We start from the raw sequence: 16,982 nt of genomic DNA, 5'->3' as shown, positions 1-16,982 counted from the left end.
GCACGCCCCCAATCCTGTGGGGGGTGAGGTCTGACCCGGATCCGCGAAGTGCGGATCCGTGCAAGGGCCAGTAATAGGGGAGTTAGGCATGGCTCAGGGCACCGTCAAATGGTTCAACGCGGAGAAGGGGTACGGCTTCATCGCGGTCGACGGTGGTGCGGATGTTTTCGTCCACTACAGCGCGATTCAGATGGACGGCTACCGCACCCTGGAAGAGGGTCAGCGGGTCGATTTCGAGATCTCGCAGGGTCAGAAGGGGCCGCAGGCGGACATGGTCCGGCTCGCGACCGGCTGAAGCACGCGCCGACGAACAGCAGCGACGTTCTTCGTTCCTCACCGAAGGGCTCGTACTCCTGGGGGGTCACCTCCTGGGGTACGGGCCCTTCGGCGTGCGAGCCTCCTGGTCGGGGGTGCCAGTACTCGGGAGCCGCTTGCACTCGACCATGCCGAGTGCTAATCATTGGCGTTAGCACTCTGAAGGTGAGAGTGATAACGAAGGATCGGGTCGGTGAGGCCCGCAGGCCAGGTGGCGCAAGGAGCCACGGGGCAGGCGAGCCGTCCGTCGCGGGCGCCAGCGCGGTCCGGAGCAATCCACCCCAGTCCGGGAGGACCACTTCACATGGCCAAGATCATCGCGTTCGACGAGGAGGCGCGGCGAGGCCTTGAGCGCGGCATGAACCAGCTCGCCGACGCCGTCAAGGTCACCCTCGGCCCCAAGGGCCGCAACGTCGTCCTTGAGAAGAAGTGGGGCGCCCCCACGATCACCAACGATGGTGTCTCCATCGCCAAGGAGATCGAGCTGGAGGACCCGTACGAGAAGATCGGCGCCGAGCTGGTCAAGGAAGTCGCCAAGAAGACGGACGACGTCGCCGGTGACGGTACGACCACCGCGACCGTCCTCGCCCAGGCCCTCGTCAAGGAAGGCCTGCGCAACGTAGCCGCCGGCGCCAACCCGATGGCCCTCAAGCGCGGTATCGAGAAGGCCGTCGAGGCCGTCTCCGGTGCCCTCCTTGAGCAGGCCAAGGACGTGGAGACCAAGGAGCAGATCGCTTCGACGGCCTCCATCTCCGCCGCCGACACCCAGATCGGCGAGCTCATCGCCGAGGCGATGGACAAGGTCGGCAAGGAAGGCGTCATCACCGTCGAGGAGTCGCAGACCTTCGGTCTTGAGCTGGAGCTCACCGAGGGCATGCGCTTCGACAAGGGCTACATCTCGGCGTACTTCGCGACCGACATGGAGCGTATGGAGGCCGTCCTCGACGACCCGTACATCCTGATCGCGAACTCCAAGATCGCCAACGTCAAGGACCTGCTCCCGCTCCTGGAGAAGGTCATGCAGTCGGGCAAGCCGCTGCTGATCATCGCCGAGGACGTCGAGGGCGAGGCCCTGTCCACGCTGGTCGTCAACAAGATCCGCGGCACCTTCAAGTCCGTCGCCGTCAAGGCTCCGGGCTTCGGCGACCGCCGCAAGGCCATGCTCGGCGACATCGCCATCCTCACGGGCGGCGAGGTGATCTCCGAGGAGGTCGGCCTCAAGCTGGAGAACGCGACCGTGGACCTCCTCGGCCGCGCCCGCAAGGTCGTCATCACCAAGGACGAGACCACCATCGTCGACGGCTCCGGCTCCGCCGACCAGGTCGCCGGCCGGGTCAACCAGATCCGCGCCGAGATCGAGAACAGCGACTCGGACTACGACCGCGAGAAGCTCCAGGAGCGCCTGGCCAAGCTCGCCGGTGGCGTCGCCGTCATCAAGGCGGGCGCGGCCACCGAGGTCGAGCTCAAGGAGCGCAAGCACCGCATCGAGGACGCCGTCCGCAACGCGAAGGCGGCCGTCGAGGAGGGCATCGTCGCCGGTGGCGGCGTCGCGCTCATCCAGGCGGGCCACGTCTTCGAGAAGCTGGAGCTCGACGGCGACGAGGCCACCGGTGCCGCGATCGTGAAGCTGGCCCTTGAGGCCCCGCTGAAGCAGATCGCCGTCAACGCCGGCCTCGAAGGCGGCGTCGTGGTGGAGAAGGTCCGCAACCTCACCCCGGGTCACGGCCTCAACGCCGCGTCCGGCGAGTACGTCGACCTGGTCAAGGAAGGCATCATCGACCCGGCGAAGGTCACGCGTTCCGCTCTGCAGAACGCCGCCTCCATCGCCGCGCTCTTCCTCACCACCGAGGCCGTCATCGCCGACAAGCCGGAGAAGGCCGCGGCCCCGGCCGGCGGCGGCATGCCGGGCGGTGACATGGACTTCTGATCGACCCCTTCCGGTCGGTCAACGGTCTTACCGAGGGCGGTACTTCCTGCTTCTGGCGGGGGGTACCGCCCTCGGGCGTGTCCGGGATCACAGGCCGAGGGGCGGGACGGCCGGAATGACGGGCTTGGCCCGGAGGTTGTTGTTGACGCATGATCAATGCATACGCACATACCGTCCGGTACCCCGTGCCTGGTAGTCCGAGGAGCCCTCACACGTGTCTACGACCGCCCCCGCCTCCCGAGCGGCCGAAGTCCTCGCCCGCCCCATCGTCCTCAACGGCCTGACCGTCCCGAACCGGATCGTGATGGCGCCGATGACCCGGCAGTTCTCCCCGGGCGGCATCCCCGGCGAGGACGTGGTCGGGTACTACTCCCGCCGGGCCGCCGCGGGCGTCGGCCTGATCGTCACCGAGGGCACCTACGTCGGCCACGAGTCGGCCGGGCAGAGCGACCGCGTCCCGCGCTTCCACGGCGCGGAGCAGCTCGCGGGCTGGGCGAAGGTCGCCGAGGGCGTGCACGCGGCGGGCGGCACGATCGTGCCCCAGCTGTGGCACATCGGCATGGTCCGCGAGCAGGGCCAGCCGCCCTTCGCCGACGCCCCCGCGGTCGGCCCGTCCGGGCTGCGCATCGGCAGCGACGAGGTCACCGGCACGGCCATGACCCAGCGGGACCTGGACGACGTCATCGGCGCCTTCGCCGAGGCCGCCGCCGCGGCCGAGCGCATCGGTTTCGACGGCGTCGAGCTGCACGGCGCCCACGGCTACCTCCTCGACCAGTTCCTGTACGCGGGCACCAACCGCCGCACCGACGCCTACGGCGGCGACCCGGTCGCCCGCACGAAGTTCGCGGCGGAGATCGTGGCCGCGGTCCGCGAGACGGTCTCCCCGGACTTCCCGATCATCTTCCGCTTCTCCCAGTGGAAGCAGGACGTCTACGGCGCCCGGCTCGCCGAGACCCCGGAGGAACTGGAGGCGATCCTCACGCCGATCGCCGCGGCGGGCGTCGACGTCTTCCACGCCTCCACCCGCCGTTACTGGCTCCCCGAGTTCGAGGAGACCGGCTCCGACCTCAACCTCGCGGGCTGGACCAAGAAGCTCACCGGCAAGCCCACCATCACCGTCGGCTCGGTCGGCCTCGACGGCGACTTCATCAAGGGCTTCCGCGGCGAGGGCGCCCCCCTCAAGGGCATCGACGACCTCCTCGACAGCCTGGAGCGCGACGAGTTCGACATGGTCGCGGTGGGACGCGCACTGCTCCAGGACCCGGAGTGGGCGGCGAAGGTCCTCGCGGGCCGGGTCGACGAGCTGGCGCCGTACGACGCGGCGGCGCTGGGCTCGCTGAGCTGAGCGGGTTCCAGCCGTCGGGCGGGGGGTACGCCAGGGGTTTCGGGTGTGCGTACGGTGATCGTATGACTTCCCTCAGCCGGGTGGCCACGGTCGCCGATCTCGACGCCATCGTCGCCACGTTCACCAGCGCCTTCCTCCATGACCCCGTCTGGGGGCCCGCCTTCCCGGACGAGGGCAGGCGGGCCGAGCAGGCGGCCGTGATGTGGCGGGTCTACGCCGGCTCCGCGCTGCGCTACCCCTGGACGCTGGTGACGCCGGACGTGGAGGCCGCGGCGATCTTCATCCCGGCGGGCGGGGTCGAGCTGACCGAGGCGGAGGCGGCCGGGCTGGAGGGGCGGCTGGCCGAGGCCGCCGACGCCGGCACCGCCCGCGCGATCATGGCGGTCGGGGAGCAGTTCGAGGCGGCGCATCCCGACGAGCCGTTCTTCTACCTCACCATTCTCGGTACGCACGCCGACCACCGGGGCAAGGGGCTGGGCATGGCGCTGGTGCGGGAGGGGCTGGCCCGGATCGACGCGCTGCCCGCGCCGGCCCCGGTCTATCTGGAGTCGACCAACCCGGCCAACAACAAGCGGTACGAGAGCGTCGGTTTCGTCGCCCGCGACGAGATCGTCACCGCCGGCGGCCAGGTCGTCACGACGATGTGGCGTCCGGCCGCCCGCCGTTGAGCCTCGCCCTCTGTCGGCGGCTCCCAACTCGGGCTAGCGTGCCGGGACATGAGGATTCTGCACCTGTCCGACACGCACCTTGAGCGCACCGACGCCCCCAACCGGCACGGCGTCGACGCCACGGACTCGCTGCGGCTGATGCTCGCCGAACTCCGGCACCAGCGCCGGGTGGACGCGATCGTCGTCACCGGGGACCTCGCCAACGACGGTGCGGTGGAGGCGTATACGACCCTCCGGGAGATGGTGGGGGACCTCGCGCGGCGGCTGGGCGGGACGCCGGTCTTCTACACGACCGGCAACCACGACGAACGCGAGGCGTTCGGGAAGGTGTTGGGGAGCGGACACCTGGCCGCGGACGGCACGGACCGGGTCGTGTCCGCCGCCTTTCCCGCGGAGTTCGGTTGCGCGGCCGTGAGCGATGTCGACGGATACCGGTTCATCACGCTCGACTCACTGGTGCCGGGAAAGGTCTACGGCGAACTCGGCCGCGCCCAACTGGACTGGCTGCGGACGGAGTTGCGGACCCCGTCCGAGAACGGGACCGTCCTCGCCTTCCACCATCCGCCGCTCGCCCTCGACGTGCCGTCCCAACAGGCCTTCGGGTTGCGCAATCCCCGGGAACTGGCGGACGCGATCCGGGGCGGCGACGTACGGGCCGTCCTCACCGGGCACTACCACCTCCAGCTCTTCGGCTTCCTGGAGGCCACGCCCGTGTGGGTCACGCCGGGGATCGTCAACCGCATCGACCTGACCACGCCCTACGGCACGGAGCGGGCCGTGCGCGGGGCCTCGGCCTCGCTGGTGGAACTGGGCGGGGAGACCGGGCCGATGTTCCACACCTTCCACGCGCGGGACCCCCGTGCGCACGAGACCGTGTACCAGCTGGACGCGGAGCAGACCCGGTCGATCATCGAACGGCACGCGCCCGCGGCTCAGGGGAAGTAGAGCGCGGCCTTCTCCAGGACGTGCCGCGTGAACATCCCGCCGTACATGCTGCCGCCCCGGTACATGGTGACCCGGGTGACTCCCGTGCCCGACGTCTCGACCGTGATGGGCCGCCCGATCAGGGACCTGCCGAGCAGCCGGCCGTCCTTGGCCGCCCATGTCCGCGCGGCCGGCTGGGCGTTGGCGGTGACCAGGGCCGGCAGGATCAGCGCCGCGTTGCGGGCGCTCGACAGCCCGGTCCGCAGGTTCTTCGTGTAGTCCAGCGCCCACCCGGTGTACGCGGCCAGCAGCTCCTGGTCGACTTCGGGGACCGCCGTGGCGTAGACGAACAGCTCCGCCTTCGTGCCGAACCACCGCGCCTTGCGGTCCGATCTGCTGCCGATCGTCACCGGGAGCTCCCGCCAGGTGGTCGCGGTCACCACCGTGCCGTCGGATATGAGCCGTTCACGGAGTCCCGCCAGGTATGCGTCGGCGGCGCCCGCTCCCGGCGTTCTGTCGCTTTGATGTTGAGTCATACGTGGATCTTCCGTCACATCGGATCCGGCCGCACACGAGTCCTCGATTTTGGCGTACGGGGCTTCCTCGGGCTATGATCGATCTTGAGCCCGCCACGGTAACTCCGGTCGGCAGGCGCTGCGTTGGTGGTCCAAGGAAAGACGTCCCGCTTCCTGCGGGGAGATGCAGGTGCAAGGCCTGCCCGGCGCTCCGACACGAAGTCCCCGTCCCGCACAGTGCGGGACGGGGACTTCGTTTTTGCGCGCGCGGTGCACACGGTGCGCGCAGTGCGCTACAGATTCCCCAGCGGTTCGATGTCCACGTGCACGGGCGTGCCCCACACCCGCAGCACCTCGTAGTCCGTGAACTCGTGCACCAGGCGGTAGGCCATCGCGGGCCGCGAACCGCGCCGCTGGGCGTTCAGATACAGCTCGGCCTCGTGGCGGTCCCGGCGCGGGGTGCCGCAGAGCTGCCACACCTGGCCGTTCCAGGCCTCCGGCAGCCAGCGCTGCTGCGCCCGCGGCCGGTCCTCGCGCACGCCGTAGCGGGACGGCGTGGTGTCGGCGGGCCGGGGCGCGGCGGGCCCGTTGAACTCGGACCGGCGGGCCGCGCGGCGCCGGGTCTCGCAGAGCAGGCACAGGTCGGGGGCGTCGGCGTCGACCGGGCCGTTGGGATGCTCGGCGCAGCGGGTGGTGGGCGGGCCACCGCTGACCGTGTCGTCCAGCAGGTCCAGGGCGCGCCTGAGGTCGGCCTTGACCTCGTGGAGCTTGGCGTCGGGGGTGTCGGACGTGAGTGCCTCACCGTGCTCACCGAGGAGCCGGAGGGCGCGGCCTAGGGCGGTCTGCTGGGCGTGGTTCATGGTGTCAGTCTGCGTAGTCCTTGAGTTCTTCGGTGTCGAGGGCGAAACCGAGCGGCTCGGGAAGCTCGACCTGGCTTCCCCAAGGATAGGAGGCGGTCGGATGTTCGCCCGCTCGGCGACGGACTCCGGTGTGGGACTGCCCACCGGAGTCGACGGCGCCCGTCGCGCGGGAGGAGGTGCTGCGGGCGCGGGTGCGGAACCGTGAGGCTCGGCTCCCTCAGCTTCGGTACGGCACCGGCCGGGCGGTGAGGGCGTCCAGGACGACGCGGTCGGCGAGCGGCTGCCGCAGCTCCACCCGCACGTCCTGTTCGATTGTCTGGGCGGTGCAGGGGCCGCTTCGCGCTCCCGTGACGGTGGCGTACAGCACGATGCTCTCGTCGGTCTCCAGGACGTTGACGACGGGGCCGTCGTCGCAGGCGCCGTGGGTCGCCCGCACGGTGAGGGCGCGGCCGTCCGGCGCCGTCCGGGCGAGCCGCGGGACGCTCCAGAGGCCGTCGGCGGATCCTCGCCCGGCTCGTCCGACCGGCGGCCCGGGCAGGCTCGACGGGGTGACGGCGACCTGTTCGAGCGGAGTGTCGTAGCCCTCAAGTGTGAACAGCCAGGCGGGCACAGTCGCCGTTCCCCGGCTCGTGGTGATCGTGGTCTCGCCGAGCTTCACTCCCGTCACGGTGAGCCGGGGTCCCGCGCTGTTGTGGTGGGCGAACGACTGATACGCCGTGTTCGGCTCCACCAGCGGACGGGTCAGGGTGCTTCCGCTGCGCCACTTCACCTTCCCCCGTGTGATCCCGGTGGTCGGCAGCCTGCCGCGCCGGACGATGTTCCCGGTCTCGTAGGCCCGCTTGTCCGCGTCGCTGTGCCAGCCCGATTCCGGGGGCCGGGTCGGGTCGGCCATCGGGTAGTAGCCCTTGCTCCAGGCGGTGGCGGCTGCGGATCCGTGCCAGGCGTCGGCCACTTCACGGGCGCGCTTCTCCTGTGCCCGCGGCGGCTGATCGTTGGCCCGCCCGTCGTCCGCGCTTCGGTCGGTGCCGCAACCGGCGAGCAGACAGACACCCAGGAGCGGTGCGAGCAGCGGGCCGACGCGACGGTTCGCTTGCGTGTTCATGGAGCCCCCTCGGGCGTTGGTGCCGGCGCATGTCCGCACCTACGACGCCGGAGGGGGACCCCGCGTTCACTCCCGGGACGCGGCGCCGGCCGTCACCCCGCGCAGCCCCACCGCACAGGTCGCCGCGAACCCGACCACGTACCCCGTAAGCAACCCGCCCCCATAGATCGCCGCCGTCGTCCCCAGCCCCCTGTTGCCCGCCAGCAGGGGGAACAGGGCCCAGCCGGAGGGGCCGATCGCCGTCGCGCCCACCTTGTCGCCCAGTGTCGCGAAGAAGCCGACGAACGCGCCGCCCGCCGCCCCGCCCGCGCACGCGGTCAGGAACGGGCGGCCGAGGGGGAGCGAGACGCCGTAGACGAGGGGTTCGCCGATGCCCAACAGGCCTGCGGGGAGGGCGGACTTGATGGTGGTGCGGAGCGAGGTGTCGTGGCGCAGGCGGAAGTAGACCGCCACCGCCGCGCCGACCTGGCCCGCGCCCGCCATCGCGAGGACGGGCAACAGGACGGTGTAGCCCTGCTGTTGGATGAGCGTGGTGTGGATGGGGATGAGGGCCTGGTGGAGGCCCAGCATCACCAGGGGGAGGAAGAGGCCGCCGAGGATCAGGCCGGCGAACGGGCCCGTGGTCGTCAGGAGCCAGTTGGCCGCCGTGCCGATCGCCGTGGAGATCTCGCCGGCCGCGTACATGAGGCCGTAGAGCGTCGCCAGGCCTGCGACCAGGACCGTCAGGGTGGGGGTGACCAGGACGTCGAGGGTCGCGGGGACCCAGGTGCGGCACCATTTCTCGACGTACGTGCCGAGGACCGCGGCGGCCAGCGCGCCCAGCACTCCGCCCTGGCCGGGGGAGAGGGCGATCCCGAACGCCGTCACCTTCGCCACCCCGGGGTACACGACGACCGCCGCGACCGCCCCGCCGAGCACCGGCGTCCCGCCGAACTCCTTCGCCGTGTTGTGGCCGACGAAGACCGCGATGAGGGCGAGGAACGCGGAGGCGACGGCGGTGAGGGCCGGGGTCAGGCCCGGCAGCCATCCGATGTTGATCAGGAGGCCGTTGAGGCCCGCCAGGACACCGCAGCCGACCAGGGCGGGGATGAGCGGGAGGAAGATGTTCGCGATCCGGCGGAGGAGGAGTCTGGCGGGGGTCGCGTTGCGTGCCTGTCGGCTCTCCTTCAACTCCGCGCCTCGTAGGGCCAGTTCACGGCCATCGCTCACCAACTGCTCGAACTCCGGGGTCACTCGGGCCACCACCCCCGGCCCCAGCACGATCTGGTACGTGTCGTCGTCCACGATCCCGAGCACGGCGGGCAGTGCGCGCAGCCCGTCCTCGTCCACCCGGGAGCGGTCGGCCAGGCCGAGTCGTAGGCGGGTCATGCAGTGGGCCACGGAGGTGATGTTCGCGGGGCCGCCCACCAGGGGGAGGAGCGCGGACGCGAGGTCGTACGGAGTGTCGGTATCCACCCCCTGAGCGTGCTGGTCAGCCGGTCGCGGTGGTCAGTGCCGCGCGCAAGCGGCCCCCGGACTCCTCCAGAAGGCGGGCGGCCGTCGGGCCGTCGACCCCGGCGAGGACCACCAGGATCGCGTTCTTCACCTCGCCGTCCGTGGCCGCGAGGGCCCGCTCGATCTCCGGTTCGTCCGCGCCGGTCGCGAGCGCGACGATACGGCGGGAGCGGGCGCGCAGCTTCTCGTTGGAGGCGCGGACGTCGACCATGAGGTTTCCGTAGGTCTTCCCCAGCCGGATCATCGTGATCGTGGACAGCATGTTGAGGACCAGCTTCTGGGCCGTGCCCGCCTTCAACCGTGTTGATCCGGTGAGGAGTTCGGGTCCTACGACGACCTCGATGCCGTGCTCGGCGGCTGCCGCCAGCGCGCTGTGCTCGTTGCAGGACAGGCCGATCGTCAGCGCGCCGAGGCCGCGCGCGTGCTCGACGGCGGCGATGGCGTACGGGGTGCGGCCGGAGGCGGAGATCCCGACCACCGTGTCGTCGGCGGTCGGCGCGAGCGCGTCGAGATCGGCCACCGCCGATTCCCGTGAGTCCTCCGCGCCCTCCACCGAGGTCACCATGGCGGCGGGCCCGCCCGCGATCAGCCCGACCACCCGCGAGGGCGCCGTGTTGAACGTCGGCGGACACTCGGAGGCGTCCAGCACACCGAGCCGTCCGGCGGTACCGGCCCCCATGTAGACCAGCCGCCCGCCCCGGCCCATCCGTTCGGCCACGGCGTCGATCGCGGCGGAGATCTCCGGGAGGCGGCGGGCCACGGCGGCGGCGACGGTGGCGTCCTCGGCGTTCATGAGGCGGGCGATGGCGAGGGTGGGCAGTTGGTCGATCTCGGCGAGTTCGGGGCGGAAGGCTTCGGTGGTGAGGGTCTCCAACTCGGCGCGGAGATCACGGGGGTTGGACGTGGAGGTCATGGATGAGCGGCTCTTTCGGGTGTGCGATGTGATGCCGTGCGCGTTCTGCCGGCCTACCTGCGGTGTCGGTGCGCCAGCGCCTCGTAGGACGCCGACAGCGCGGGCGCGGCCTGCTCGTACGTCCGCTGCGCCACCCCGATGAACAAACAGTCCACCACCAGCAGCTGACTCGTCCGCGACGACATCGCCGCGGGCCGAAGCTCACTCTCCCGGGCCGTGGACGTCGTGAGGATGTGATCGGCGTACTGCGTCACCGGCCCGTCCGGCCGCCCGGTGATCGCCACGGTCGTGGCCCCGCGCTCGAAGGCCACGCGCAGCGGCTCGATGACGTCCCCGGTGGACCCGGAGTGGGTGATCGCGATCGCCACGTCCCCGGCCCTGAGCTGCACGGCGTTGGTGACGGCGAGGTGCGGGTCGCTGTGGGCGTGGGCTATGAGCCCGATGCGGAGCAGCTTCTGGGTGAGGTCCTGGGCGACGAGCCCGGACGCCCCGACGCCGTAGACGTCGCTGCGGCGGGCCCCGGCGAGCGCGGTGACGGCCGCGCCGAGCTGCGCGGTGTCGAGGCCGGCGGCCGTGTCGGCGAGGGTCTGTTGCTCGTCGTAGGCGAGTTTCGCGACGACGTCGGCGATCGGGTCGTCGACCGCGATGTCGGTGGTGAGGGCGGGTGCCCGGCCGGACTGCTGCTGCGCGGCGAGCCCGGCGAGGGCCAGGCGCAGATCGCGGTAGCCGGGGTAGCCGAGGAGGCGGGCGGTGCGGACGACGGTGGCCTCGCTGGTGCCGGTGAGTTCGGCGAGGTTGGTGACGGTGAGGGCCGCGCAGCCGGCCGGGTCGGCGGCGACGGTCTCGGCGACCCGCTGCATGGAGCGGGTCATGGACGGGGCGAGGGTGCGCACCTTGGCGGCCAGGGCGGCGGGTGGCGTGCTCCCGGAACCGCCGCCGAAAATTTCCTTCACGTCCTGGGTCACCCTTGAAAGATATTTTCGGATCCGGGTGGCGGTCAAGAGTGCGCACAATGGGTGCATGGAACCCACCGACGACCCCGTCACTCCCCTGGAGCAGGCCCTGCACGCCGCGCGTGCGCTCGTGCTCGCCGATCTGGCCGCCCGTGAGGTCGTCGCGGCGGACGTGGTGTCGATGGTCGAGGAGTCCGTCGCGCAGCGGCGGTGGTGGGTGGAGCAGTGGCCGGACGGCGTCGACTACGTGGCCGGCCTGGTCGCGCAGGACGTGCAGGACGCGCTGCTGGAGGCGTACGGCCGCTGGCCGCTCTGCCCGGTCTGCTCGGCCGGTGACCCGCACGCCCTGGAGGTCGAACCGGAGCTGGGACCCGACCCGCACTGGGTGTGCCACCAGGCGGGCGTGAAGGTCGCCGCGGTGGGAAACCTGGGTTCCCTGTGACCGTGTACATCGACCCACCGACCTGGCCGGGACACGGGCGCCTCTGGTCCCACCTCGTCAGCGATGTGTCCTACGACGAACTCCATGTGTTCGCGGCCGAGTTGGGCGTGCCGCGGCGGGCCTTCGAGCGGGATCACTACGACATCCCTTCGCATCGTCACGCGGACGCCGTGGCCGCCGGGGCGGTGGAGGTCAGGAGCCGGGAGCTGGTGCGGCTGCTGACGGCGGCGGGGCTGCGCAGGCCCAAGGGGCGTGCGGCGTAGCCGGGTCGTCCGCTCACCCGCCCAGTTCGTAGGACAGCTCGTCGAGGTCCTCGCCCACCTGCTTGAAGCCCACGCGGGAGACCACCGCCCGGGAGGCGTGGTTGTCGCGTTCGACGGTCGCGAGGACGGTCCGTACGTCGTCCCGGGCCAGCGCCCAGCCGGTCAGGGCGCGCAGCGCCTCCGTCGCGTAGCCCTGGCCGCGCGCGCCCTCCACCAGGTCGTAGCCGACCTCGGTACGGCCCGCCGCGTCGGGTGTGCTGTGGAAGCCCATGCCGCCGACCGCGCGCCCGTCCTCGCGGCGGACCAGCGCGAAGACTCCGAACTCCGGGCGGTGCAGGCCCGCTTGGTACGCCTTCGTCATGAAGGTCGCGGCCTCCCGGGTGCCCTGGAAGGGGCCGCCGGGGATCCACTCGAAGCCGCCGTCGCCGCCGGCGGCCAGGTCGGCGGCGGCTGCCGGGTGGACGCCCTCCAGGGTGAGGCGCTCGGTGGGCAGGACGAGGTTGTTGTGCCAGCGCCACTCGGTGACGGTCGCCCGGCCGGGGAGTTCGCCGCGGCCGGTCGCCCACAGCAGGGTGCGCCAGGGGTCGGCGCCGGGGCGGACGTGCGGGAAGATCCGGGTGAGGACGAACTCGGCCAGTCCGCGGGCCGGTTGGTGGTCCAGTCCCAGGGCGCGGGCGATGTCCTGCGTGTGCAGGAGCACTTCGGCGATGCCCATCGCGGCGAAGCCCTCGCGGTTGGCGCTGCGGAACGGGTACGGGTGGAAGGCCCGCACCTCGCGCGCGGTGGTGCGGACGGCGGCGGCGAGCAGGGCGCCGGTCGCCCCGATCACCTCCAGGACACCGGAGTTGTCGGTGCCTTCGTCGAGGGCGAGCTCGAAGGGGAGGTAGCTGTGCTGGGCGCGGCCGGCCAACTGGCCCGCGTACGTGATGAGATCACCGGCGATGTGCTCGGCGGTGCGGCGGCAGCTCCACTCCAGGCGGTCGGCCCGTACACCGTCCCAGTCCCGGTCCGTCGCCGTGCCCAGCAGCGCGAGACAGCTCGCTACGGCCTCTTCCACCTGTGGTGCGCCTGTGGTCCCCATGCCGGGGAGCATACGGGCCGCGACCGCGCCCGCCCGCACGCTTTTCTCACCCGGCGCTCGGGTCCGCCGAGCCCAGCAGGGCCAGTTCCCCGGTCAGGTTGTAGCGTGCCGTCGCCTCCCACTCCGCCCGCCCGTACGGCGTTCTGAACAGGTGCGGCAGGGCGAGGAGTTGCCGCAGAATCGCCGAACGGCCCTCCCTGAAGGCGTCGTTGGGGACGAAGTGGTACTCCTCGCGGACGGCGGCCGTGTACGCGGCGTACGCGGACGGCGGCGCGGCCAGGATCGCGAGGTCCGCGTCGCACAGGACCGTGCCGTCGCGGTCGTCGGCGGCGGGGGCGTGGGTGACGGTGAGGCGCACCAGACGGGCGACCTCGGCCGTCCTCGCCTCCGGGACCCCGGCCTCGCGCAGCGCCCGCTCGGCCAGCCGCGCCGACCGCTCCTCGTTCTCGGAACGGTCGGGGAGATAGACCGCGTCGTGGAACCAGGCCGCCAGCCGTACGACGTCCGGGTCGGCGGCGTACTCCGCCAGCACGTCGATGTGGTCCAGGACCGCCGTGAGGTGCGTGAGTGTGTGGTAGTGCCGCTGCGGCTCCTGCCAGCGCGCGAGGAGATTCTCGGCGTACGGCAGCGGGTCGGGTCCGCCGCCGGGTGCCCGGACTCCTTCGAGAGCGCGGGTCCAGCGGGTGCGAAGGGCGTCGAGATCGGCCATGGGCCTTATTTTGCTCCCCCGCGCGCGGCCGGTGCCCGTGCCCGGGAACCCAGGGGCGCGAGAAGCCGGGGTCCGTTCTAACCCCTCTCACTCCTGTGACCCGTCAGAACAGCCGACAGCTTCTCTACGACGCGTTCGCTGTTCGCGGGGGCGATCTCGCGGCCCCCGGCCCGCCCGCGTACCCTGAGATTGGACTAGACCTGTAGCCGCTCCAGGGAACACGACGGAACACGACGGAAGGGGCCCTATGAGCACGCGTGCAGTCCTGGAGGTGATCGCCCTCGGCGCCGAGGACGCGATCGCCGCCCAGGCCGGAGGCGCGGACCGCCTCGAAGTGGTCACCGACATCGCGGCCGACGGACTGACCCCACCGGTCGAGACCTTCGCCGCGATCCGCGCCGCCGTCGACATCGACCTGCGCGTGATGATCCGCCTCGCGGACGGGTTCGCCGCGGGCGACCCGCACCGGCTGGTACGGGTCGCCGGCGAGCTGCGGACCGCCGGCGCCGACCAGTTCGTGCTCGGGTTCCTCGCCCCGGACGGCGGCGTCGACCTGGACGCGGTGGAACGCGTCGTAGCCGAACTCGACGGCTGCGCCTGGACGTTCCACCGCGCGATCGACCGCGCCGCCGACCGCGACGCCCTGCGCAAACAGCTCGCCGACCTGCCCGGCCTCGACACCTACCTCACCGCCGGTTCGCCCGACGGCGTCGACGACGGCCTCCCCGCACTCCTCCGCGAGGCGGCCCTGCGCGGCGAACCGGGCTACGAGCAGCGCATCCTGGTCGGCGGCGGCCTGCGCCTCGACCATGTCCCGACCCTGCGCGCCGCCGGGATCGACGCCTTCCACATCGGCGGCGCCGCCCGCCCCGAAGGCTGGGACCGGCCGGTGTCGGCGACCGCGGTGGCGGAGTGGCGGGCCGTGCTCGACGGCGCCTGAACGGCCCTCGCCCTCAGGCGAGTTGGGTCGGCAGCGGCGCCGTGTGCGTCACGATCAGACCCGACACCGCCCGGGTCAGGGCGACGTACAGACGGCGCAGGCCGGTGCGTTCGTCCGGTTCGCCGTCCACCACGGCCCGCGGCTCGTCGAGGACCACGTAGTCGTACTCCAGGCCCTTCGCGAGCGAGGCCGGGACCAGGGTCAGACGCGTGTCCGCGGTCGTCTCCTCACCGGGGTCGATGTACCCGATGCCCGCCGCCGTCAGGGCCTCGGCCAGCTCGGGGACGCGGGCGTCCGCCGCGATCAGGCCCGTCGACCCCTCGTTGCGCAGCAACTCCTCGCAGGCCGCGACCACTTCGGCCGTCCCGGCCGTCTCGCGGAGATCGAAGAAGCCCGGGTTCTCACGCACCGAGGCGACCGGAGTCAGACCCGGCGCGATGTGGGGGAGCAGCCGGGAGGCGTACGTGATGACGTCCGTCGGGACGCGGAAACCGGCCGTCAACTCCTCGATCACACCGTCCGACTTGCCGAGATGCGCCAGCGCCTGGTCCCAACTCCGGGTCGCCCAGGGCGTGGTGCCCTGCGCCAGATCGCCCAGGACGGTCGCGGAACCGGTGGTGCAGCGGCGGCCCACCGCCCGGTACTGCATCGGGGAGAGGTCCTGCGCCTCGTCGAGCACCACATGTCCCAGCGAGTGCGTCCGCTGGACGATGTCGGTCGCCTCGTCGATCAACACGGCGTCGGCGGCGGCCCACTTGGCGGCCTTCACACTCCGGACCGCCCGTTTTCCGGATCCGGGCCGCGTCCACAGGATCGTCCGCTGCTCGTCCTCGTCCAGGATCCCGTCCGCGTGGGCGGCGAGGAAGTCCGCGTCCGTGAGCAGCCGCAGCACCAGCTTCTCCGGCTCGACCGGCGGCCACATCGCCTTCACGGCCGCCTTCACCGCCGCGTTGCGCGCCACGGCGTCCTGCACCCGGTCGTCCGGCGCCTCCCCGGACCGCTCCATCTGCACCAGCACGGCATGCGCGATGCGCTGCGGCAGGGCCTCGCGGGCGGCGCCGTAGCGGATGTCGCGGTCCAGCAACTCCCGCACGATGGCTTCGAGTTCGTACGCCGGTACCCGCCAGCGGCGTGAGCCGCGCACCACCATCACCGGCTCGGTCGGGATGCGCACATGCGAGTAGACGGCCCTGCGCAGGACCTCCGCCATCCGGGCGTCGCCCTTGACGACGGCGGCCGGTGCCTCGTCCGTGCCGCGCACCTCGACATGGGCGACCAGGTCGTCGACCGTGCCCTGGCGGACCGTCAACTCGCCCAGTGCGGGCAGGACTTGCTCGATGTAGTGGAGGAAGGACCGGTTCGGCCCGATGACGAGCGTGCCGGTGCGGGCCAGCCGCTCGCGGTGGGCGTAGAGAAGGTAGGCGACCCGGTGCAGACCGACGGCGGTCTTCCCGGTGCCGGGACCGCCCTGCACGCACACCGTGCCGCCGAGCCCGCCGCGCACGATCTCGTCCTGCTCGGGCTGGATGGTGGCGACGATGTCGCGCATCGGGCCGACGCGGGGCCGTTCGATCTCCTGCTGGAGCAGCTTGCTGGTGGTGGCGGCCTCGGCCGGGTCCATCAGGTGCTCGTCCTCGTACGCCGTGAGGTCGCCGCCCGTGTATCCGAAGCGGCGGCGCAGCGAGACGTCCTGCGGGTCCTTCTTCGAGGCCCGGTAGAACGGCTGCGAGACCGGCGCCCGCCAGTCGATCACCATCGGGTCGCCGTCGCCGTCGTGCACATGCCGGCGCCCGATGTAGAACCGCTCGCCCTCCGCGCCCTCCGCCCGCTCGGCGCCGGGAGCGTGCAGGTAGGTGAGGCGGCCGAAGAACAGCGGGGTGTCGCTGAGGTCGGCCAGCGCCTTGATGCGCTCGTCGATCTGGCGGGCCAGCACCTCGGCGTTGACCCAGTTCGCCGTGACGTCCTTGATGTCCAGGGACTCGACGTCCTCGCGCATCGCGCGCAGGGCGGAACGGGAGGAGGCGAGGTGGGTGCGTTCGCGGGCGAGGGGATCGTCGGTGGGCGTGGACAAGGGGGTGCCTCCGGAGGACCTGCTGTGGCTGCTGGGCGGGTGGTGCCGACCGGTTTCCGTCCGGGCGGCGGCACTCCCTGCGGGGAGGCGGGCAAGAGCGGAGATTCTAGGTCAGGGGCGGCGGCGGAGGCGAATGGTTTTCCGTCCCCTAGGGGACGCCCCCTCCACCCAGGAGGGGAACGGGTCCGCCCGGGGGTGGACACGGGCGGACCGGAAATTGGACCTCTGGGCCGATGCCGCCCTTATGTCCCAAGACGCACCATGGAGGCATGAGCGCAGCAACCATCCACCCCGCCCCCGTCCGCCCGACCGGCGCCACACCGGCCACCGGCGGCACCCGCCCCCATCGACTGGGCAATGCCCTCCGCGCCATAAAAGTCTTCGCGGGCGCCGCGTTCAGCGTGGTCGTCCTCGGCGAGTACGGCGAGGAAGCGGGCATACGCCGTAAGTGACCCGGGCC

General features: G+C 71.8%; 18 protein-coding genes. 9 read left to right on the top strand and 9 right to left on the bottom strand.

All coding sequences use genetic code 11. The features are described 5' to 3' along the window. Positions 1-88: 88 nt before the first annotated feature. From ACIQPR_RS05715 to ACIQPR_RS05695, 5 genes are all read left to right on the top strand, one after another. Positions 89-295 carry a cold-shock protein gene (locus ACIQPR_RS05715; protein ID WP_007493268.1) on the top strand — a complete coding sequence of 69 codons (207 nt, stop codon included), beginning with the start codon at positions 89-91 and terminating at the stop codon, positions 293-295. A gap of 324 nt (positions 296-619) precedes the next feature. Further along, positions 620-2,242 (top strand): chaperonin GroEL, encoded by a 1,623-nt coding sequence (gene groL, locus ACIQPR_RS05710; RefSeq protein WP_403642341.1) that lies wholly within the window; start codon positions 620-622, stop codon positions 2,240-2,242. A 214-nt stretch (positions 2,243-2,456) separates the two neighbouring features. Next, positions 2,457-3,587, top strand: a complete 1,131-nt coding sequence (locus tag ACIQPR_RS05705) for an NADH:flavin oxidoreductase (RefSeq protein WP_403642339.1) — start codon at positions 2,457-2,459, stop codon at positions 3,585-3,587. Between the two features lie 62 nt (positions 3,588-3,649). Continuing rightward, entirely contained in the window at positions 3,650-4,255 is a 606-nt protein-coding gene (locus ACIQPR_RS05700) for a GNAT family N-acetyltransferase (protein ID WP_403642336.1), read from the top strand. 48 nt (positions 4,256-4,303) lie between these two features. Further along, positions 4,304-5,200 (top strand): metallophosphoesterase family protein, encoded by an 897-nt coding sequence (locus ACIQPR_RS05695; RefSeq protein WP_403642333.1) that lies wholly within the window; start codon positions 4,304-4,306, stop codon positions 5,198-5,200. Here ACIQPR_RS05695 and ACIQPR_RS05690 read toward each other — a convergent pair. From ACIQPR_RS05690 to ACIQPR_RS05665, 6 genes are all read right to left on the bottom strand, one after another. Continuing rightward, positions 5,188-5,715 (bottom strand): hypothetical protein, encoded by a 528-nt coding sequence (locus ACIQPR_RS05690; RefSeq protein WP_403642331.1) that lies wholly within the window; start codon positions 5,713-5,715, stop codon positions 5,188-5,190. The two genes, ACIQPR_RS05695 and ACIQPR_RS05690, sit on opposite strands and share 13 nt — an antisense overlap. A 272-nt stretch (positions 5,716-5,987) precedes the next feature. Beyond that, the gene (locus tag ACIQPR_RS05685) at positions 5,988-6,554 is read right to left on the bottom strand and encodes a hypothetical protein (RefSeq protein WP_403642329.1); all 567 of its coding nucleotides are present in this window, start codon (positions 6,552-6,554) and stop codon (positions 5,988-5,990) included. A gap of 217 nt (positions 6,555-6,771) precedes the next feature. After that, positions 6,772-7,656, bottom strand: coding sequence for a hypothetical protein (locus ACIQPR_RS05680; RefSeq protein WP_403642326.1), 885 nt, complete (start codon positions 7,654-7,656; stop codon positions 6,772-6,774). Between the two features lie 66 nt (positions 7,657-7,722). Then, positions 7,723-9,111, bottom strand: coding sequence for a PTS transporter subunit EIIC (locus ACIQPR_RS05675; RefSeq protein WP_403642323.1), 1,389 nt, complete (start codon positions 9,109-9,111; stop codon positions 7,723-7,725). A gap of 16 nt (positions 9,112-9,127) precedes the next feature. Next, positions 9,128-10,063, bottom strand: coding sequence for an N-acetylmuramic acid 6-phosphate etherase (gene murQ / locus ACIQPR_RS05670; protein ID WP_403642320.1), 936 nt, complete (start codon positions 10,061-10,063; stop codon positions 9,128-9,130). A 53-nt stretch (positions 10,064-10,116) separates the two neighbouring features. Next, positions 10,117-11,028: a MurR/RpiR family transcriptional regulator gene (locus ACIQPR_RS05665; RefSeq protein ID WP_403642318.1), complete on the bottom strand. Its 912-nt coding sequence runs from the start codon at positions 11,026-11,028 to the stop codon at positions 10,117-10,119. A gap of 55 nt (positions 11,029-11,083) precedes the next feature. Here ACIQPR_RS05665 and ACIQPR_RS05660 point away from each other — a divergent pair, with 55 nt between their 5' ends. Both ACIQPR_RS05660 and ACIQPR_RS05655 read left to right on the top strand, forming a co-directional pair. Next, positions 11,084-11,458 (top strand): hypothetical protein, encoded by a 375-nt coding sequence (locus ACIQPR_RS05660; protein ID WP_403642315.1) that lies wholly within the window; start codon positions 11,084-11,086, stop codon positions 11,456-11,458. Continuing rightward, positions 11,455-11,721, top strand: a complete 267-nt coding sequence (locus tag ACIQPR_RS05655; RefSeq protein ID WP_403642313.1) for a DUF4031 domain-containing protein — start codon at positions 11,455-11,457, stop codon at positions 11,719-11,721. Before ACIQPR_RS05660 ends, ACIQPR_RS05655 begins: the two co-directional genes overlap by 4 nt. Before the next feature lie 13 nt (positions 11,722-11,734). On the opposite strand, the gene ACIQPR_RS05650 is transcribed toward ACIQPR_RS05655, so the two are convergent. Both ACIQPR_RS05650 and ACIQPR_RS05645 read right to left on the bottom strand, forming a co-directional pair. Beyond that, entirely contained in the window at positions 11,735-12,802 is a 1,068-nt protein-coding gene (locus ACIQPR_RS05650) for a GNAT family N-acetyltransferase (RefSeq protein WP_403642310.1), read from the bottom strand. Positions 12,803-12,848: 46 nt separating this feature from the next. After that, entirely contained in the window at positions 12,849-13,511 is a 663-nt protein-coding gene (locus ACIQPR_RS05645; protein ID WP_403642307.1) for a hypothetical protein, read from the bottom strand. A gap of 247 nt (positions 13,512-13,758) precedes the next feature. On the opposite strand from ACIQPR_RS05645, the gene ACIQPR_RS05640 reads away from it, so the two are divergent. Next, complete coding sequence (locus ACIQPR_RS05640) at positions 13,759-14,451, top strand: copper homeostasis protein CutC (RefSeq protein ID WP_403642305.1); 693 nt, start codon at positions 13,759-13,761, stop codon at positions 14,449-14,451. Between the two features lie 13 nt (positions 14,452-14,464). Here the strand turns inward: ACIQPR_RS05640 and ACIQPR_RS05635 are convergent, their stop codons facing one another. Further along, positions 14,465-16,522, bottom strand: a complete 2,058-nt coding sequence (locus ACIQPR_RS05635; protein ID WP_403642302.1) for a HelD family protein — start codon at positions 16,520-16,522, stop codon at positions 14,465-14,467. A 269-nt stretch (positions 16,523-16,791) separates the two neighbouring features. Between ACIQPR_RS05635 and ACIQPR_RS05630 the strand changes: the two genes are divergently transcribed. Further along, complete coding sequence (locus ACIQPR_RS05630) at positions 16,792-16,974, top strand: hypothetical protein (protein ID WP_403642299.1); 183 nt, start codon at positions 16,792-16,794, stop codon at positions 16,972-16,974. The last annotated feature ends 8 nt before the right edge of the window (positions 16,975-16,982 follow it).

The organism is Streptomyces sp. NPDC091280, assembly GCF_044768565.1.
Lineage (GTDB): Bacteria > Actinomycetota > Actinomycetes > Streptomycetales > Streptomycetaceae > Streptomyces.
This window is presented reverse-complemented; position numbering and strand designations above follow the sequence as displayed.